At 71.2% G+C, this 15,923-nt stretch carries 15 protein-coding genes; 4 read left to right on the forward strand and 11 right to left on the reverse strand.

Going from position 1 to position 15,923, the window contains the following annotated elements; genetic code table 11:
• Positions 1-42 precede the first annotated feature (42 nt).
• On the forward strand, positions 43-681 hold the full coding sequence (locus MQE23_RS29310; protein ID WP_243380722.1) for a DsbA family protein: 639 nt from the start codon (positions 43-45) through the stop codon (positions 679-681).
• A 143-nt stretch (positions 682-824) separates the two neighbouring features.
• Here the strand turns inward: MQE23_RS29310 and MQE23_RS29315 are convergent, their stop codons facing one another.
• Genes MQE23_RS29315 through MQE23_RS29355 form a run of 9 tightly spaced genes read right to left on the reverse strand, consistent with a single transcriptional unit; the run spans position 825 to position 10,553 of the window.
• A complete protein-coding gene (locus tag MQE23_RS29315) occupies positions 825-1,955 on the reverse strand; it encodes a glycerophosphodiester phosphodiesterase family protein (protein WP_243380723.1) in 1,131 nt (376 codons plus the stop codon).
• Between the two features lie 26 nt (positions 1,956-1,981).
• Positions 1,982-3,406 (reverse strand): FGGY-family carbohydrate kinase, encoded by a 1,425-nt coding sequence (locus MQE23_RS29320; protein ID WP_243380724.1) that lies wholly within the window; start codon positions 3,404-3,406, stop codon positions 1,982-1,984.
• Positions 3,407-3,437: 31 nt separating this feature from the next.
• A complete protein-coding gene (locus MQE23_RS29325; protein WP_037669534.1) occupies positions 3,438-4,469 on the reverse strand; it encodes a 2-hydroxyacid dehydrogenase in 1,032 nt (343 codons plus the stop codon).
• The gene (locus MQE23_RS29330; protein ID WP_020273004.1) at positions 4,466-5,545 is read right to left on the reverse strand and encodes an ABC transporter ATP-binding protein; all 1,080 of its coding nucleotides are present in this window, start codon (positions 5,543-5,545) and stop codon (positions 4,466-4,468) included. The genes MQE23_RS29325 and MQE23_RS29330 overlap by 4 nt, the downstream gene beginning before the upstream one ends.
• Entirely contained in the window at positions 5,523-6,347 is an 825-nt protein-coding gene (locus tag MQE23_RS29335) for a DeoR/GlpR family DNA-binding transcription regulator (RefSeq protein WP_020273005.1), read from the reverse strand. The genes MQE23_RS29330 and MQE23_RS29335 overlap by 23 nt, the downstream gene beginning before the upstream one ends.
• On the reverse strand, positions 6,344-7,432 hold the full coding sequence (locus MQE23_RS29340) for an ABC transporter ATP-binding protein (RefSeq protein ID WP_020273006.1): 1,089 nt from the start codon (positions 7,430-7,432) through the stop codon (positions 6,344-6,346). The genes MQE23_RS29335 and MQE23_RS29340 overlap by 4 nt, the downstream gene beginning before the upstream one ends.
• Positions 7,429-8,253 carry a carbohydrate ABC transporter permease gene (locus MQE23_RS29345; protein WP_020273007.1) on the reverse strand — a complete coding sequence of 275 codons (825 nt, stop codon included), beginning with the start codon at positions 8,251-8,253 and terminating at the stop codon, positions 7,429-7,431. The genes MQE23_RS29340 and MQE23_RS29345 overlap by 4 nt, the downstream gene beginning before the upstream one ends.
• A complete protein-coding gene (locus tag MQE23_RS29350; RefSeq protein ID WP_020273008.1) occupies positions 8,254-9,129 on the reverse strand; it encodes a sugar ABC transporter permease in 876 nt (291 codons plus the stop codon).
• 2 nt (positions 9,130-9,131) lie between these two features.
• On the reverse strand, positions 9,132-10,553 hold the full coding sequence (locus MQE23_RS29355; protein ID WP_243380725.1) for a sugar ABC transporter substrate-binding protein: 1,422 nt from the start codon (positions 10,551-10,553) through the stop codon (positions 9,132-9,134).
• Positions 10,554-10,709: 156 nt separating this feature from the next.
• On the opposite strand from MQE23_RS29355, the gene MQE23_RS29360 reads away from it, so the two are divergent.
• The 3 genes from MQE23_RS29360 to MQE23_RS29370 are packed head-to-tail and all read left to right on the forward strand — an operon-like array spanning position 10,710 to position 13,585.
• On the forward strand, positions 10,710-12,176 hold the full coding sequence (locus tag MQE23_RS29360) for an FGGY family carbohydrate kinase (RefSeq protein WP_243380726.1): 1,467 nt from the start codon (positions 10,710-10,712) through the stop codon (positions 12,174-12,176).
• Positions 12,173-12,796 carry a histidine phosphatase family protein gene (locus MQE23_RS29365; RefSeq protein ID WP_243380727.1) on the forward strand — a complete coding sequence of 208 codons (624 nt, stop codon included), beginning with the start codon at positions 12,173-12,175 and terminating at the stop codon, positions 12,794-12,796. The genes MQE23_RS29360 and MQE23_RS29365 overlap by 4 nt, the downstream gene beginning before the upstream one ends.
• Positions 12,797-12,808: 12 nt before the next feature.
• Positions 12,809-13,585: an SAM-dependent methyltransferase gene (locus MQE23_RS29370; RefSeq protein WP_243380728.1), complete on the forward strand. Its 777-nt coding sequence runs from the start codon at positions 12,809-12,811 to the stop codon at positions 13,583-13,585.
• Between the two features lie 119 nt (positions 13,586-13,704).
• Here MQE23_RS29370 and MQE23_RS29375 read toward each other — a convergent pair whose 3' ends face one another.
• Positions 13,705-14,352 (reverse strand): superoxide dismutase, encoded by a 648-nt coding sequence (locus MQE23_RS29375; RefSeq protein ID WP_243380729.1) that lies wholly within the window; start codon positions 14,350-14,352, stop codon positions 13,705-13,707.
• A 144-nt stretch (positions 14,353-14,496) separates the two neighbouring features.
• Positions 14,497-15,879 carry an amino acid permease gene (locus tag MQE23_RS29380; RefSeq protein ID WP_020274302.1) on the reverse strand — a complete coding sequence of 461 codons (1,383 nt, stop codon included), beginning with the start codon at positions 15,877-15,879 and terminating at the stop codon, positions 14,497-14,499.
• Positions 15,880-15,923 lie beyond the last annotated feature (44 nt).

The following is a 15,923-nucleotide window of genomic DNA, read 5'->3' on the forward strand; positions in this document are numbered from 1 at the left end:
CGGTGGCGTTGCCGGAGAAACGGTTTCCTCATGAGGAGAGACATGTCGGACAAGACCCCCGTCGACTTCTGGTTCGACCCGCTGTGCCCCTGGGCGTGGATGACCTCCCGCTGGGTGCTGGAGGTGGAGAAGGTCAGGGACATCCAGGTCCGCTGGCACGTCATGAGCCTCGCCGTGCTCAACGAGGACAAGCTCGACCAGCTGCCCGAGGAGTACCGCGAGCTGCTCGAGACCAAGGCGTGGGGTCCCGTCCGGATCGTCATAGCGGCACAGCAGGAGCACGGCGCCGAGGTGCTGGGCGACCTCTACACCGCGCTCGGCACCCGCTTCCACAACCAGGGCGAGGGCCCCGGCAAGGAGACGGTCGCCGCCGCCCTGAAGGACGTCGGCCTGCCCGAGTCCCTCATGGAGCACTGGGACGGCACCCGGTACGAGCCCGAGCTGCGCGCCTCCCACAAGGAGGGCATCGACAAGGTCGGCCAGGAGGTCGGCACCCCGGTCATCGCCGTGCCCGGCGCCGACGGCGAGCAGCTCGCCTTCTTCGGTCCGGTCGTCACCCCGGCCCCCAAGGGCGAGGAGGCCGCCCGCCTCTGGGACGGCACCCTCGCCGTGGCCTCGGTCCCCGGCTTCTACGAGATCAAGCGCACCCGCACCAAGGGCCCGGACTTCTCCAACCTGTAAGTCTCACACCGAGGCGTCGGCTCCCGGGTTCTGCAGTTCCTCCGGGAGCCGGCCCCCGCCGGCCTGATGGCCCCAGGGCTGATACCACCGGCAACCCGGAGCGGTGCAGCGCCACAGGTCCGTGCGGTGCGTCCCGAGCGCCTTCATCTCCTCGGGCTTGAGCGGCGTGAACACCTGCGTTCCGCTGCCGCCACAGGTCGGGCAGTGCTTGTCCTTGAAGAACATCGGCCCCTCCTCGCCATCACCGCCAGGTCCGGGAAGTCGCTTACGACCGCATCGACCCCCATGCGGTAGTACAGCGCGTATTCGGCGAACGCGTCCCCGAAATCGGTACTTCCGGTGCCGCGCCGGAATTCCGCCGGCAGGAACTGGTTCTCCGCCCGGAAGGTGTACGGCCCCACGCGCAGGCCCGCCGCATGCGCGTCCGCGAGGAGTGACGTGCCGACGAGCGACGACTTGTCCGGGCCGATCCAGTCGGCGTACTGCGCGATGTCCGCAAGCCCGTTCGGAGTCGTCATCTCCCGGTAGGTCGTCGCAGGCAGGTCGTACGGCCCGCCCGTCGTCCCCAGCGCCTGCCACAGCGGTACGCCCAGACCCGTCATGCGCTGCAGGCTCGTCGGCTCGAAGGACTGCACGACGCACTCGCGCCGGCCCAGCCGGTTGCGCCGGATCGCGGACGCCAGCCTCGGCTCCAGCGGCAGCCCGATGGACCGGAAGTACGTCGGGTGCTTGGTCTCCGGGAAGACGGCGATCGTCCGGCCGTGCGCCTTCGACAGCTTCCGCGCCAGGTCGACGACCTCCTGGAAGGTCATGACCTCCTCACGCCCGTCGAAGACCGTGTTGCGGTTGCGGACCTGCGGCAGCCGCTCCACCGCCCGCAGCGTCTTCAGCTCGGCGAGGGTGAAGTCCTCCGTGAACCATCCGGTCACGGACCGGCCGTCGACCGTCTTCGTGGTGCGGCGGCCGGCGAACTCCGGTCGGCGGGCCACGTCGGTGGTCTGGGAGATCTCGTTCTCGTGCCGGACCACCAGCACATGGTCCTTCGTCGGCACCAGGTCCGGTTCGATCCAGTCGGCGCCCGTCTGCACGGCGTACGTGTACGAGGCGGCCGTGTGCTCGGGGCGCCAGCCGGCCGCGCCGCGGTGGCCGATGACCACCGGTCCCCTGCGAGGGCCGGCCGCCGCCGGGGCGGCCGTGGCGGCCGTGGCGGCTGTGGCGGCCGTGGTTGTTCCCGCGGCCGCCGCGAGCAGCAGAGATCTCCGTCCGAGCCGCATGCGACTCCCTTTCCCGGTAGGCGGATTCATGTACGTGCCCGGGCCCGCGCCTGCGTGAGCCGGACCAGGTGCTCCTCGTAGCCCTTCGTGTAGTACGCGGCCCGGCCAGGGTCCGGCTCGACGACCTCCGTCGGCCGGGTCCACACCCGCGCGTCCAGCGGCACCCCGTACCGCTCGGCCGCCGCGAGGACCGCGCCCCGGGCACCGACCTCGCCCTCGACGACCCGCAGCGGCCGGCCGAGCACATCGGCGAGCAGCCGCATCCAGGCGGGGCTGCGGGTGCCGCCGCCGCAGACGGCCAGACTCCCGTCGAGGCCCGCCGCCTCGAGACAGTGCCGGGCGGCGTACCCGATGCCCTCGCAGGTGGCGCGGACCAGATCGCCCCGGGTCGACTCCAGGGAGACACCGGTGAGTTCGGCACGCAGCCGGGGCTCGACGAAGGGGGCCCGTTCCCCGGAGGGCGCGAAGTACGGCAGCACGCGCACGCCGTTCGCGCCCGGCGGGGTCTCGGCCAGCAGGGCGTCCACCTCGTCGTGCCGCACGCCCGTCGTCGACAGCACCCAGTCCAGGGCCGCCGTGCCGACCATCGCCGGCATGGCGCGCAGCCAGTACCCGGGCCGGTCGGTGGAGATGTACAGGCCGGCGGGCTCGCCCGTCAGGTCCAGCTCGGTCGTGGCGACCAGGCTCGCCAGACAGGTGCCGACGATCAGCAGGCCGTCCCCAGGCGCCGTCACCCCGGCGCCCAGCGCGCAGGCCGGCAGATCGTACGGGCCGTTCGCGATCCGGGTGCCGGACGGCAGGCCCTCGCCCCGCGCCTCGGCGGTCGCGACCGGGTCGCTCACCGGGGCGAGCAACCCGCGCCGGTGCGTGAGCCCCAGCAGCTCCACGACCCGGTTGTCGTACGTCCGGGTGCGCGGGTCCAGGAACGGCATCGAGGCGTCCGACACATCCGTCGCCGGGCCCGCTCCCGTCAGCCGCTGGAACACCATGTCCTTGCAGTACAGGGCCGCCTTCGCGGCATCCAGCGCCTTCGGTTCGTTGCTGTCCAGCCAGGCCAGCAGCGGCCCCGGACAGCCCGGGAACATCGCGCTGCCCGTCCGTCGGAACACCGTCTCGAACGTACCGTCGGCCAGCCACCGGTCGACCAGTTCGTGCGCCCGCCCGTCCATCCAGGAGGCCGCCGCCCGCACGGGCCGCCCCTCCCCGTCGACCAGCCACACCCCGTCGCCCTGCCCGGTGAGCCCGGCCAGCTCGACCGGCCCCGGAACCCGCCCGGTGACCTCGTCCAGCACGGCGACGACCGCCCCGTACACCTCGTCCATGTCCTGCTCGACGAACCCGCCGTGCAGGGTCAGGTCCACCGGGCGGGAGGACACGGCCAGTTCCCGGCCCGTGTCGTCGAAGGCCGCCGCCTTGACCATGGACGTGCCCACATCGATACCGACGTACATGCGGCTCCCCTCAAGGGTCCTGTCACGGTCCTCAGGTCAGGCAGTGCGCGAGCGGCTCGCCGCGCACCCAGCGGCCCACCTCTTCGGCGGCGATCCGCGCCGCCTTCTCCGCCACGGCCCGCGACGCGCCACCGAGATGCGGGGTCAGTACGACGCGGTCGCCCAGCCCGAGCAGCCGCGAATCCGCGGGCAGCGGCTCCCGCTCGTACGTGTCGAGGGCCGCCGCCGACACCTGCCCGCTCTCCAGCGCGTCGCACAGCGCGCCCTCGTCCAGCAGCGGGCCCCGGGCCACGTTCACCACCAGCGCGCCGGACGGCAGCAGCCCCAGCTCCCGGGCGCCGATCAGCCCTCGGGTCTCGGGGGTGAGCCGGGCGTGCAGGGTGATCACCCGGGAGCGGCGCAGGAGCTCGTCCAGCGAGGTCACGCGCAGGCCGTGGATCTCGCCGTGCACGTAAGGGTCGTACACCATCACCCGTGCCCCGAACGCGCACAGCACCCGGGCCACCCGGCTGCCGACGGCCCCGTATCCGACCAGCCCGACGGGCAGGTCCTCCAGCTCCAGACCGCTCTGCTCGTACGTGTAGTACGTCGCGCCCTCCCAGCTGCCCTGCCGGGCCAGCGGGTCGTGGGCCTGGGGGATGCGGCGCAGGGCGGCCAGCATCATGCCGACGGTGAACTCGGCGGTGGCGGCGGCGTTGCGGCCCGGCGCGAAGCACACGCGCACGTCACGGTTCTTGGCCGCGTCCAGATTGACGTTGACCGGCCCGCCCCGGCACACCACGACCAGCCTCAGATCCGGGCAGGCGGCGAGCACCTTCTCGGTCACCGGCCCCATCTGCGTGACCAGGACCTCCGCCCCGGCCAGTGCTTCGATCATCTCGTCCTCGGCGTCACTGGCCTCCTGCACCTCGGCGACCGGCCCGAACGGCTCCAGCGGCCAGCCGAGTTTCAGTTCCGTCACCCGGGCCCGCTCCACCTCGTGCTCCACCGCCCGGGTGATCAGCGACGGCAGGACGAAGTGGTCACCGGCGGCCACCACACGCACGCTGTTTCCGGCAGTCATCGCAGGGCTTCTCCTGTCTCGGCGTCGAAGACATGGGTGTGCTCCAGGTCGGCGGCGACCCGGACCCGCTCGTCGTGGGCGAGCCGCACCTCGGGGTCGGTGAGGACCACCAGGTGCCGTTCCACCCCGTCGAGGGCGAGGGTCGCCAGGCCCGACTCCAGCAGGGGTTCGTGGGCGACGACCCGTGCGGGCAGGCCCTCCTCGGCGGTGAGCCGGACGTCCTCCGGGCGGATCCCGACCACCACCTCCCGGCCCTCCTGCACCGGCACGGGCAGCGCGATCCGCACCGAGTCGGAGAGGCGGGCCCGGCCGTCGGCGCCGGCGATGCCCGGCAGCAGCGTGATCGCGGGCTCGCCGACGAAGTCCGCCACGAACACGTTGACCGGGCTGTCGTAGATCTCGTAGGGGGTGCCGAGCTGCTGGATGACGCCGTCCTTCATCACGGCGATCCGGTCGGCGAGGGAGAGGGCCTCCTCCTGGTCGTGGGTGACCAGGATCGTGGTGTGGCCCAGGTCCTTCTGGATGCGCTTGAGTTCGCGGCGGGTGGTGTCCCGCTGGGCCGCGTCCAGATGGGACAGCGGCTCGTCGAGCAGCAGCACGTCCGGCTCGCGGATCAGGGCCCGGGCCAGCGACACCCGCTGCTTCTGGCCGCTGGACAGACCGGCCGGGCGGGCGCCGAGGAGGTCGGTCAGGCCGACCCGCTCGGCGATCTCCTTCACCTTGCGGTCGACGTCCCCACGAGCCTTACGGCCCCGGGCCTTCAGCCCGAACGCCAGGTTCTCCGCGACCGACAGCGGCGGATACAGCGCGTAGTTCTCGAACGCGACCCCGATGTTGCGCTGCTGCGCGGGCCGTTCGACCACCGACGCCCCGCCGACCAGGATGTCTCCACCGGTCACCGACTCCAACCCGGCGATCATCCGCAGCGTCGTCGACTTGCCGCAGCCCGACGGGCCGAGCAGCCCCAGCAGTTCCCCGGAACGCAAGCCGAGGTCGAGGCCGCGCACCGCGTCCACGCCCGGACGACCCCGGGCCCGGTAGGTCTTGCGCAGATCACGTAGCTCCAGCTCGGTCATCGCTGCCCTTCGTCGCACAGACCTCGTAACGGACCTTGTGCTCGTCCAGGTCCCGCAGCGCCTCCGCCGACGCCCCGTCGTCCACGAGGAGCGTGTCGAAGCGGGACAGCGGGACGACCCGGTGCAGGGCGACCCGGCCGAGCTTGGTGTGGTCGATCAGCAGGACGTTCCGTGCCGCCGCGTCGAGCATCGCCCGCTTCACGGACACGATGTGCTGCTCCTGGTGGTAGGCGTAGCCCCCGTGCACGGCCGACGTCGACGCGAAACACACGTCCACCCGCAACTGCTCGACCGCCTCCACGCAGGAGACGCCCAGGAACGAGGAGTGCAGCGGGTCGTAGTCGCCGCCGAGCGCCATCAGGTGGATGCCCCGCTGGTCGGCGAGCAGGTTGATCGCCTCCAGGAAGTTGGTGACGACCGTCAGCGGCGTGACCTCGCCCGTGCGCAGCCGCCGGGCTATCTCAAGGGTGGACGTGGAATCGTCCAGCAGGATCGCCATGCCGGGCTCGACCATCCGCAGCGCGTGCTCGGCCACGGCCGCCTTCTCGGCGCGCATGGTCTTCAGCCGGTACTGCACGTTCGACTCGAAGACCCCCGACGGCTGCGCGGTCACCCCGCCCCGGAACTTCCGCACGATGCCCTGCCGTTCGAGTTCGTCCAGGTCCCGGTGGATGGTCATCAGGCTCACCCCGAACCGCTCGGCGAGCTCCGCCGCCGTCGCCGATCCGTCGGCCAGCACCTGCTCGGCCATGGCGGCCTGCCGCGCCGCCGGCCCCTGCTGTCCACCACTGCTGCTGCTCATCGCTGTGTCTCTATCCGTCGTCCCGGTCGCTCCGGCCGGTCGGCCTCGAACAGCAGCAGGTTCTCAGGCCGGACCGCGAGCCGTACCGGATCGTCCGGACGAAGGCGCGCCGCGTCCGCCCGAGGGGCCACCAGCGACACCCGCCGTTCCCCGGTTCCGAGCCGGACGGTGACCTCGACGGACCGGCCGAGCACCTCGGTGACGTACACCGTCCCGGTGAGCTCGTGCCCCTCGCCGCGCAGAGTGATGTCCCGGGGCCGCAGCCCGACCAGGACCTCGGTGCCCGCCGGGGCCTGCGCCCGGACCGGCAGCTCCACCCCGCCGTCCGACCGCACCCCGCTCTCCGTCACCACCCCCGGCAGCAGATTGATCCGGGGCCGCCCGAAGGCCCGCGCGACCTCCGTGTCGTACGGCCGGTACCAGATCTCCTCCCGCGTGCCCGTCTGCACGATCCGCCCCTGCCGGATGACCCCGATCCGGTCGCCGAGCGCCAGCGCCTCGACGGAGTCGTGGGTGACGTACAGGGTGGTGGTGTGCTGCACGGCCCCGATCGCCTTCAGCTCGGCCCGCATCTGCTGGCGGAGCTTGGCGTCGAGGTGGGAGAGCGGCTCGTCGAGGAGGAAGGCCCGGGCCGGGCGGACCAGCACCCGGCCGAGGGCGACGCGCTGCCGCTGCCCGTTGGACAGCTGGCCCACGGGCCGGTCCAGCAACCCGGAGATGCCGAGCAGTTCGGCGATGGCGCCGATCCGCTGCCTGGCCTCGGCGGCGGGCAGCCGGTGCCGGGGCGAGCGCAGGGGCGAGGCGAGGTTGTCGTAGGCCGAGCGGTGCGGGTAGAGGGCGTAGCTCTCGAAGCACATGGCCACGCCCCGGTCGTACGGCTCCACCCCCCGCATGTCCTTGCCGTCGAGTACGACGGTGCCGGAGTCGGGCTGTTCGAGCCCGGCGACGGTCTTCAACGTCGTGGTCTTGCCCGCGCCCGAGGGGCCCAGCAGGCAGAAGAACTCGCCCTCACGGACCTCCAGTTCGAGCTCGTCGAGCGCGACGGTCCTCCCGTACGACTTCCGTATCCCGCTGAGCCGGATCACGACTTCACCGCCCCGAACGACAGGCCCCGCACCAGGTACCGCTGGATCGTCAGCGCCAGCAGCAGCGGCGGTACGACGGACACCAGCGCGGCGGCGGCCGTCAGGTTGTACTTGGGCCGGTCGCCGCCGAGGAAGGACAGCGCGCCCACGGTCACCGTCTGGGCCTCGTTGGAGGTGAGGATCAGCGGGAAGACGAAGTTGTTCCAGGCGAAGATGAAGGCGAGCAGGGATACGGCCGCGATGCCCGGCTTCACCAGCGGAAGCGCCACCTTGAAGAACGCCTGCTTGCGGGTGTAGCCGTCCAGCAGGGCCGCCTGTTCCAGCTCGGGCGTCAGATCGGCGAAGTAGGACCGCATGATCCACACGATCAGCGGCAGCGTCACCAGTTGCAGCACCCACACCATGCCGACGTACGTGTCGAACAGCCCGAGCTTCTGGTACAGCACGAACAGCGGGATGATCACGGTCAGTTCGGGCGCGAAGCGGAACGACAGCAGCGTGAACATCAGGTTCTCGGAGCCCTTGAACCGCCACCGCGCCGAGGCGTACGCCGCGGGCAGCCCCACCACCAGCGAAAGCGCCACCGCCCCCACGGACACCACCAGGCTGTTGACGAAGAACCGCACGAACGGGATGCCCTCGCTGTCGCCGAGGACCGTCCGGTAGCCGTCGAGGGTGGGGGAGAAGGAGAAGTAGGTGGAGAAGAGCTGGTCCGCCGGCTTCAGCGAAAGGATCACCATCCAGGCGATCGGGAACAGCGCGAAGACGAAGTAGAGGACGAGGGCGGCGTCCGCGAGCCACCCCAGCACGCGTTTCTTCACTCAGGTCACCTCCGCGGCCCGGCGCTGGATCTTCCCCAGGTGCTTCACCAGCACCATCGCGGCCAGATACACCACGGCCCACAGCACGATCGTGTAGCTGATCCCGAAGGAGTAGCGCTGGAAGCGGATGGCCTCCAGATACGCCCGGATCTGGAGGACGACGGTCGAGTCACCGGGCCCGCCCTCCGTCAGGGCGTAGATGATGTCGAACACCTTCAGCGAGTCCATGAACCGGAAGATCACCGCCACCAGCACGTACGGCCACAGCATCGGCAGCGTCAGCCGCCGGAAGGTGTACCACCACCCCGCACCGTCCACGGCCGCCGCCTCGAACGGAGACGTGGGCAGCGACCGCAGCCCGGCCAGGGCGAGGATCGCCACGAACGGCGTGTACACCCACACGTCCACGGCGATCGACGACAGCAGGGCGCCCGTCGGGGTGTCCGTCCACTGCACCCCGCCCAGACCGAAGGGCCGCAACAGGTAGTTGACGACCCCCACCGACGGCTGGAGCATCAGCTTCCAGATGATCGCCGCGATCACCGGGGCGATCATCAGCGGCAGGATCAGGATCTTCTCCAGAATCCGGCCGATGAGACTCGACCGGTGCAGCAGCAGGGCGACGGCCACCCCGAGCACGGTCTCGGCGAGGGCCGCCCCGACCGCGTACAGCACCGTCACCCACGCCGAGTTCCAGAACGCCTCCTGCGTGAAGACGGTCGTGTAGTTCTCGAATCGCACCATGTCCGGCTGCGGTTTGCTCGCCGAGAAGTCGAACAGCGTGTAGTACAGGCCGAGCCCGAACGGGTAGAGGATCCCGCAGGTCAGCAGCAGTGCCGGCACGATCAGGAAGTACGGACGCAGCGCGAGCCGCATGGCTAACGCACCTTGTCGGCGAGGTCGTCCGCCAGCCCGTCCAGGACCGACTTCGCATCCTTGCCGCCGTAGATCTCCTGGAGGGCGGCGGCCCAGCTGGTCGTCGCGTCGAAGAACTGCGCCTGCGGGGTGAACTGGATCCTCGTCTGGTCGACGACCGTCTCGAAGGTCTCCAGGAAGCCCGGCAGATGCCGCATCTTGTCCTTGTACGCGGCGTCGTCGGCCACCGACCTGCGCACCGGGTCGATGTGGTTGTGCGTGATCGCGCTCCTGCGCAGGTGCTCCTTGCCGGTCGCCCACTGCAGGAACAGCCAACTGGCACTCTTCTTCTTGCTCTTGGCGTTCATGCCGAGCGACCAGATCCACATGTTGGTGGCCAGGGACCCGTCGGGCCCCTTCGGGCCGGGGTGGAAGGCGATCTTCCCGGAGGCCGGGCTGGCACCCTTCACCGCCTGGAAGTAGGCGGCCGTGTCGGCGTCGAACAGCATCCCGGCCTTCTTGGCGCCCAGATCGCTGGAGCACTGGTACCAGGTGTACGACGTCCAGGACGGCGGCCCGCCCCGCTTGACCATGCCGGCCCAGTCCTCGGTGAAGGCGACGGCGTCGGAGCTGTTCATGACGGGGGTGAGCTTCCCGCCGTCGACCGTGAAGTCCTTCAGCCCGTTGCGGGCGTACATCGTCATGAAGCCGGGATGGATGGTGGCCCAGCTCCTGGACCCGCGTACGGCGATCCCGTACATGCCGTCGAAGCCCGCGCCCGGCGCCCTCTGCTTGATGGTGCCGGCGAGTTCGGTCAGCTCCTCGAAGGTGTCGGCCGGCTTCAGGCCCAGCTTCTTGAACACCTCCGTGTTGTAGGCGACGACGTTCGTCTCCCAGCCCCACGGCAGCGCGTACTGCCCGCCCTGCCCCAGCGGCGCGCCCGCCTTCAGCGACCACTGGTCGGCCTGGAGCAGGTTCGGGAAGAAGTCCGCCTGGTCCCATTCGGCGCCCGTCGCCGAGGAGTTGCGCATCCAGGGCCCGAGGTCCTCCAGCCAGCCCGGCGGACCGTACTGCCACACCATGTACGCGCCGAGCATGAAGACGTCGTAGGAGGCACGCCCGCTGGACAGGTCCACGGTGAGCTTGTCGAAGTAGTTGTCCTCCGGGAAGACGTCGTACTCGACCTTGATGCCGGTCTTCGCGGTGAAGGACTTCAGGTCGGCGATGAGGGCGTCGGTGTACGGGTGCTTGTTGAGCAGCGCCTTGACGGTGGTGCCCTGCTCCCGCTTCCAGTCGAAGGAGCCGGTGACGTCGTCCGCGGCGGACCCGTCGCTCTTGCTGTCGTCCCCGCCGAAGCCGGCGCCGCAGGCGGTGAGCAGCGGGGCCGCGGCAGCCCCGGCGGCGAGCGCGAGGAAGCGCCGCCGGTCGTGCACGTGCGTGTCCATCCGTACCTCCACGTGGGGGCTGGTTAACACGTCGAGTCGACTCGTTAACAGAGGGTGGAACGGCTGAAGTTGGGCGTCAATCCCTCGCGCACGGGAAAATATCGGGGCACAGTGAGAAGTTCACAGATCCGGCTGCGACGTCGTGGGAGGTTCCGGATGGCGGACGAGGGTGCGGGCTGGCTGGGCATCGACCTGGGCACGCAGAGCGTCCGCGTGCTGCTCGTCACCGCCGACGGCAGGGTCCTCGGCAGCGGCGCGGCCCCGCTGACCGGGCGGCGGGGCGGGGTGCGGCACGAGCAGGACCCGGAGCAGTGGTGGTCGGCGCTGTGCACGGCGTCCCGGGCGGCACTCGGCTCCGCGCCCGGCGTGCCGGTCGGCGGCCTCGCGGTGTGCGGCACGTCCGGCACGGTCCTGCTGACGGACCGCTCGGGCCGCCCGGTGAGCCCCGCGCTGATGTACGACGACGGCCGTGCCACGGCGGAGGCCGTGCGGGCCCGGGAGGCGGGGCTCGCGGTCCAGGACACCTGGGCGCTGCCGAAGGCGTTGTGGCTGGTGGGGGAGTACGGGCCCGGCCTACGGCTCGCCCACCAGCCCGACCTGATCGTCACCCGCCTCACCGGCGAGCCGCCCCCGGCGGACTCCAGCCACGCCCTCAAGACCGGCTACGACCTGCACGGGGAGACCTGGCCGAAGGCCGCCCTGGCCCGACTCGGCGTCCCGGACCGCCTGCTGCCGGACGTCGTACGCCCCGGCACGCACCTCGGCGAGGTCACCCCGGCCGCCGCCGACGCCACCGGCATCCCCGCCGGCACCGCGGTGCTCGCCGGGATGACGGACGGCTGCGCGGCCCAGATCGCCTCGGGCGCGCTGCGCCCCGGCTCCTGGAACTCGGTCCTCGGCACGACCCTCGTACTGAAGGGAGCTGCCCGCGACCCCGTCCAGGACCCCACCGGCGTGCTCTACAACCACCGTGCCCCCGACGGCACCTGGCTGCCCGGCGGAGCGTCCAGCGTCGGGGCCGGGACGCTCGCGGCGCACTTCCCGGACGCCGACCCTGCCGCGATGGACGAACTGGCGGCGGCGTTCGAGCCGTCCCGTGCGGTCGCGTACCCGCTGGTCTCGCCGGGGGAGCGGTTCCCGTTCCGGGCGCCGGACGCGACCGCCCTGGTCCTGGGCGAACCCGAGGGCGACGCCGGCCTGTGGGCCGCGCTGCTCCAGGGCGTCGGCTTCGCGGAACGCCTGTGCCTGGACTACCTGCACCACCTCGACGCCCCCCTCGACGGCCCGCTCACCTTCACCGGCGGCGGCGCGCGCAGCGGGTACTGGAACCAGCTGCGCGCCGACATCCTCGGCCGCCCGGCTCGCATCCCGGACCAGACGGAACCGGCCCTGGGCATGGCGGCGCTGGCCGCGTACGGGGCGTCGGAGGCGGGCTCCCTCGCGGACGTCGCCGAGCGCATGGTCCGCGTCCGGACCGTCCTCGAACCCCGCCCCGACCGCACGGCGGCCTTCGCCGGGCCGTACGCCCGGCTCGTCCACGCCCTGCGGGAACGCGGCTGGCTGTCCGCCGCCGTAGCGGAACACGCCCTGACCCGTCTGCACCCGGACACTGGGGAGTCATGACCACCACGCTCCTCCTGGCCCGCCACGGGCAGACCGTCTGGCACGCCGAGAACCGTTACGCCGGCGTCAGCGACATCGGCCTCACCGACACCGGCCGCGCCCAGGCCGAGGCCCTCGGCCGCTGGGCCGCCGCCCACCCCATCGACGCGATCTGGACGTCCCCGCTCTCCCGGGCCGTCGCCACCGCCGAGCCCGCCTGCCGGGCCCTGGGCCTCGTCCCGCGGCGCGAACCCGGCCTCGTCGAATGCGACTTCGGAGTCGTGGAGGGCCGGACGCTCGCCGAGTTCGAGGCCGAGGACCCCGACCGGGCCGCGGCCTTCCGCGCCGACCCCGTCGCCCACCCCTTCCCCGGAGCGGAGGACCCGGCGGCGGCAGCAGCCCGCGGCGCCGCCGCCCTGCGCCGCATCGCCGGCGCCCACCCCGGCGGACGCGTCCTCGTCGTCGCCCACAACACCCTGCTGCGCCTGGTGCTGTGCACGCTGCTGTCGATCCCCGCCGGGGAGTACCGCAGAGTGTTCCCGCGGTTGCGGAACGCGGCGATCAGCGAACTGCGCATGAACCCCGACGGTTCCGCCGCACTCCTCTCACTCAATGTGCCGTGCGGGACGGACGTGCCGTAGCACCATGAGCCCATGACGCAGATCGACACCTCGGTGCCGCACTCGGCCCGGATCTGGAACTACTGGCTGGGCGGCAAGGACAACTACCCGGTGGACGAGGCGGCCGGTGACGCCTACACCGCCGTCTTCCCCGGCATCGTCACCATCGCCCGCAGCAGCCGCGCCTTCCTCGGCCGCAGCATCCGTCACCTCGTCCAGGAGGCCGGCGTACGCCAGTTCCTCGACGTCGGCACCGGCCTGCCGACCGTCGACAACACCCACGAGGTGGCCCAGCGCCTGGCTCCCGAGTCGCGCGTCGTCTACGTCGACAACGACCCGCTGGTCCTCACCCACGCCCGGGCCCTGCTCACCTCCACACCCGAGGGCGCGACGGCGTACGAGTCGATCAGCCTCCACGATCCGGAGCGCATCATCGAGGCCGCCGGCAGGACGCTCGACCTCACCCGCCCCACGGCCCTGATCCTCAGCGGCATCCTGGGCCACGTGGCCGACCACGACGAGGCCCGCGACCTCGTCCGCCGCCTCCTGGCCGGCCTGCCCTCCGGCAGCTACCTCTCCCTCAACGAGGGCTCCCGTGGCACCGACCCGGCCTACGAACAGGCCCAGGACGCCTACAACGAGACGGGCGCCGTCCCGTACTTCCTGCGGTCGGTCGAGCAGATCGAGGCTTTCTTCGAGGGCCTGGAGCTGGTGGAACCGGGTGTGGTCTCGGTACCGCGGTGGCACCCCGAGCCCGGCGCTCCCACGGAGCCGATCGGCCAGCACGGCGGCCTGGGCCGTAAGCCGTAGCGCACGCACGGAAAGCCCCCGCGAGTCACGTCCTCGCGGGGGCTTCCTTCATTCCGCCTGCCGTTCGTGAAGGGTGAGAAGACGATCACGAGGCAGGACGACTCTGCGGCACGCCGCCGTCAGGGGGCCAGGAGCAGCACGTCCGCGCGGGACCTGGCGGCCTCGTACCGCCGCGCCACGTCCTGCCAGTTGACGACCTGCCACATCGCCTCGATGAAGTCGACCTTCTGGTTCCGGTACTGCAGGTAGAAGGCGTGCTCCCAGGCGTCGAAGACGAGGATCGGGGTCGAGCCCTGGCCGACGTTGCCCTGGTGGTCGTAGACCTGCTCGACGATCAGCCGCCCGCTCAGCGGCTCGTATGCCAGCACGCCCCAGCCCGAACCCTGGGTGGTCGCCGACGCCTTGGACAACTGCGCCTTGAACTTCGCGAACGACCCGAACGACTCGGCGATCGCGTCCGCGAGCTCCCCCACACCGTCCTGCGCCAGCGGCTCACCACCGCCGTCCTTCGGGCCGGTCATGTTCTGCCAGTAGATGCTGTGCAGGATGTGCCCGGACAGATGGAAGGCCAGGTTCTTCTCCAGTCCGTTGACCGCCCCCCACGTCTCCTTGTCCCGCGCCTCCGCAAGCTGCTCCAGCGTGTCGTTGGCCCCTTTCACATAGGCCGCGTGGTGCTTGTCGTGGTGCAGCTCGATGATCTCGGGGCTGATCACGGGGGCGAGCGCGGAGTAGTCGTAGGGAAGTTCAGGAAGCGTGTACAGGGGCATGGCGGTGAACCCTCCGGACCTCTTATTGCAATAGGCTTGCAACTGCACGCTAGCAGCAAGAGGGCGGCGATGGGTGTCCAGGGCACACAAAAGGCCCCCGCGTGTGTCGCGGGGGCCCAGGTGCCGGGAGACTTCCGGGCGGGGCTACTGCCGGGCGCGCGCCTTCTGCCAGGCGTAGCCGACGGCCGCCAGGACCAGGGTCATCCCGCCCGTCGAGTACAACTGCACCCGCGTGTCGGGCTGGCGGGCCATCAGGACGAAGACGGCGGCCATGCCGGCCAGCGCGACCCACGTCAGCCACGGGAACGCCCACATCCGCACGACCAGCTTCTGAGGCGTCTCGCGCTCCAGGCGCCGCCGCAGCCGCAGTTGCGAGACGGCGATGAAGATCCAGACGACCAGGATCACCGCGCCGATCATGTTCAGCAGCCAGGAGAAGACGTCGTTCGGCCGCCAGTAGCTCAGCAGCACGCACAGGAACCCGAAGACGGAGGACGCCAGCACGGCGATCCGCGGGACCCCGCCCGAGACCCGGCCCAGCACCTTCGGGCCCTGGCCGCGCTCCACCAGTGAGTACGCGATGCGCGAGGCACCGTAGATGTTGGCGTTCATCGCGGACAGCAGGGCCACCAGGACGACCACGTTCATCAGCTGGCCGGCACCCGGGATGCCGAGTTCGTCGAGGGCGGCGACGTACGGGCCCTTCTCGACGACCTCCTTGGAGTCCCACGGCACCAGCGTGACGATGACGGCCATCGAGCCGACGTAGAACAGCGCGATCCGCCACATCGCCGTACGGACCGCGCTCGCCACGCCCTTGACGGGGTTCTCGGACTCGGCCGCCGCGATGGTGACCGTCTCCAGCCCGCCGTAGGCGAAGACCGAGGCGAGCAGGCCGATGACCAGGCCCTCGCCGCCGTTGGGGAGGAAGTCGGTGAGGTGGGAGGCGCCGGGCGAGTCCGTGCCCGGCAGGATCCCGAGGATCGCCAGGACGCCGAGCGCCAGGAACAGGGTGATCGCGCCGACCTTCAGGGCCGCGAACCAGAACTCGAACTCGCCGAAGTTCTTCACGGCCGCGAGGTTCGTGCCGCAGAACACGACCATGAACAGCGCCACCCACGCCCACTCCGGCGTGCCCGGCAGCCAGCCGCTGACGATCTGCGCGGCACCGATGCCCTCCAGACCGACGGCCGTGCAGAGCAGCACCCAGAACGCCCACCCGGCGGTGAATCCGGCCCAGGGGCCGATCGCGCGCTCCGCGTGCGCCGAGAACGAACCCGACGACGGATACGCGGCCGACATCTCGCCGAGCATCCGCATCACCAGCATCACGAGGAGACCGGAGAGGGCGTAGGCGACCACGATCGACGGACCGGCGGCGGCGATGCCCGCGCCGGAACCGACGAACAGTCCGGCGCCGATCACCCCGCCGAGGGCGATCATCGACAGGTGGCGCTGCTTCAGGCCGTGGGAGAGGGAGATGTCGTCCCTGCTGGACGACGTCTCCGTGGTGGTGCTGCTGGGCATGGGCGCGGCTCGTCCAATGCGTGAGAGGAGTGCGAGGGCAAAAA

The organism is Streptomyces sp. HP-A2021, from assembly GCF_022807935.1.
Lineage (GTDB): Bacteria > Actinomycetota > Actinomycetes > Streptomycetales > Streptomycetaceae > Streptomyces > Streptomyces afghaniensis.

What these genes read in the sequence shown, in the direction of transcription:
- MQE23_RS29310 (WP_243380722.1), top strand. Translation starts at nt 43, where the DNA reads ATGTCGGACAAGACCCCCGTCGACTTCTGGTTCGACCCGCTGTGCCCC.
- MQE23_RS29315 (WP_243380723.1), bottom strand. Translation starts at nt 1,955, where the DNA reads ATGCGGCTCGGACGGAGATCTCTGCTGCTCGCGGCGGCCGCGGGAACA.
- MQE23_RS29320 (WP_243380724.1), bottom strand. Translation starts at nt 3,406, where the DNA reads ATGTACGTCGGTATCGATGTGGGCACGTCCATGGTCAAGGCGGCGGCC.
- MQE23_RS29325 (WP_037669534.1), bottom strand. Translation starts at nt 4,469, where the DNA reads ATGACTGCCGGAAACAGCGTGCGTGTGGTGGCCGCCGGTGACCACTTC.
- MQE23_RS29330 (WP_020273004.1), bottom strand. Translation starts at nt 5,545, where the DNA reads ATGACCGAGCTGGAGCTACGTGATCTGCGCAAGACCTACCGGGCCCGG.
- MQE23_RS29335 (WP_020273005.1), bottom strand. Translation starts at nt 6,347, where the DNA reads ATGAGCAGCAGCAGTGGTGGACAGCAGGGGCCGGCGGCGCGGCAGGCC.
- MQE23_RS29350 (WP_020273008.1), bottom strand. Translation starts at nt 9,129, where the DNA reads ATGCGGCTCGCGCTGCGTCCGTACTTCCTGATCGTGCCGGCACTGCTG.
- MQE23_RS29355 (WP_243380725.1), bottom strand. Translation starts at nt 10,553, where the DNA reads ATGGACACGCACGTGCACGACCGGCGGCGCTTCCTCGCGCTCGCCGCC.
- MQE23_RS29360 (WP_243380726.1), top strand. Translation starts at nt 10,710, where the DNA reads ATGGCGGACGAGGGTGCGGGCTGGCTGGGCATCGACCTGGGCACGCAG.
- MQE23_RS29365 (WP_243380727.1), top strand. Translation starts at nt 12,173, where the DNA reads ATGACCACCACGCTCCTCCTGGCCCGCCACGGGCAGACCGTCTGGCAC.
- MQE23_RS29370 (WP_243380728.1), top strand. Translation starts at nt 12,809, where the DNA reads ATGACGCAGATCGACACCTCGGTGCCGCACTCGGCCCGGATCTGGAAC.
- MQE23_RS29375 (WP_243380729.1), bottom strand. Translation starts at nt 14,352, where the DNA reads ATGCCCCTGTACACGCTTCCTGAACTTCCCTACGACTACTCCGCGCTC.
- MQE23_RS29380 (WP_020274302.1), bottom strand. Translation starts at nt 15,879, where the DNA reads ATGCCCAGCAGCACCACCACGGAGACGTCGTCCAGCAGGGACGACATC.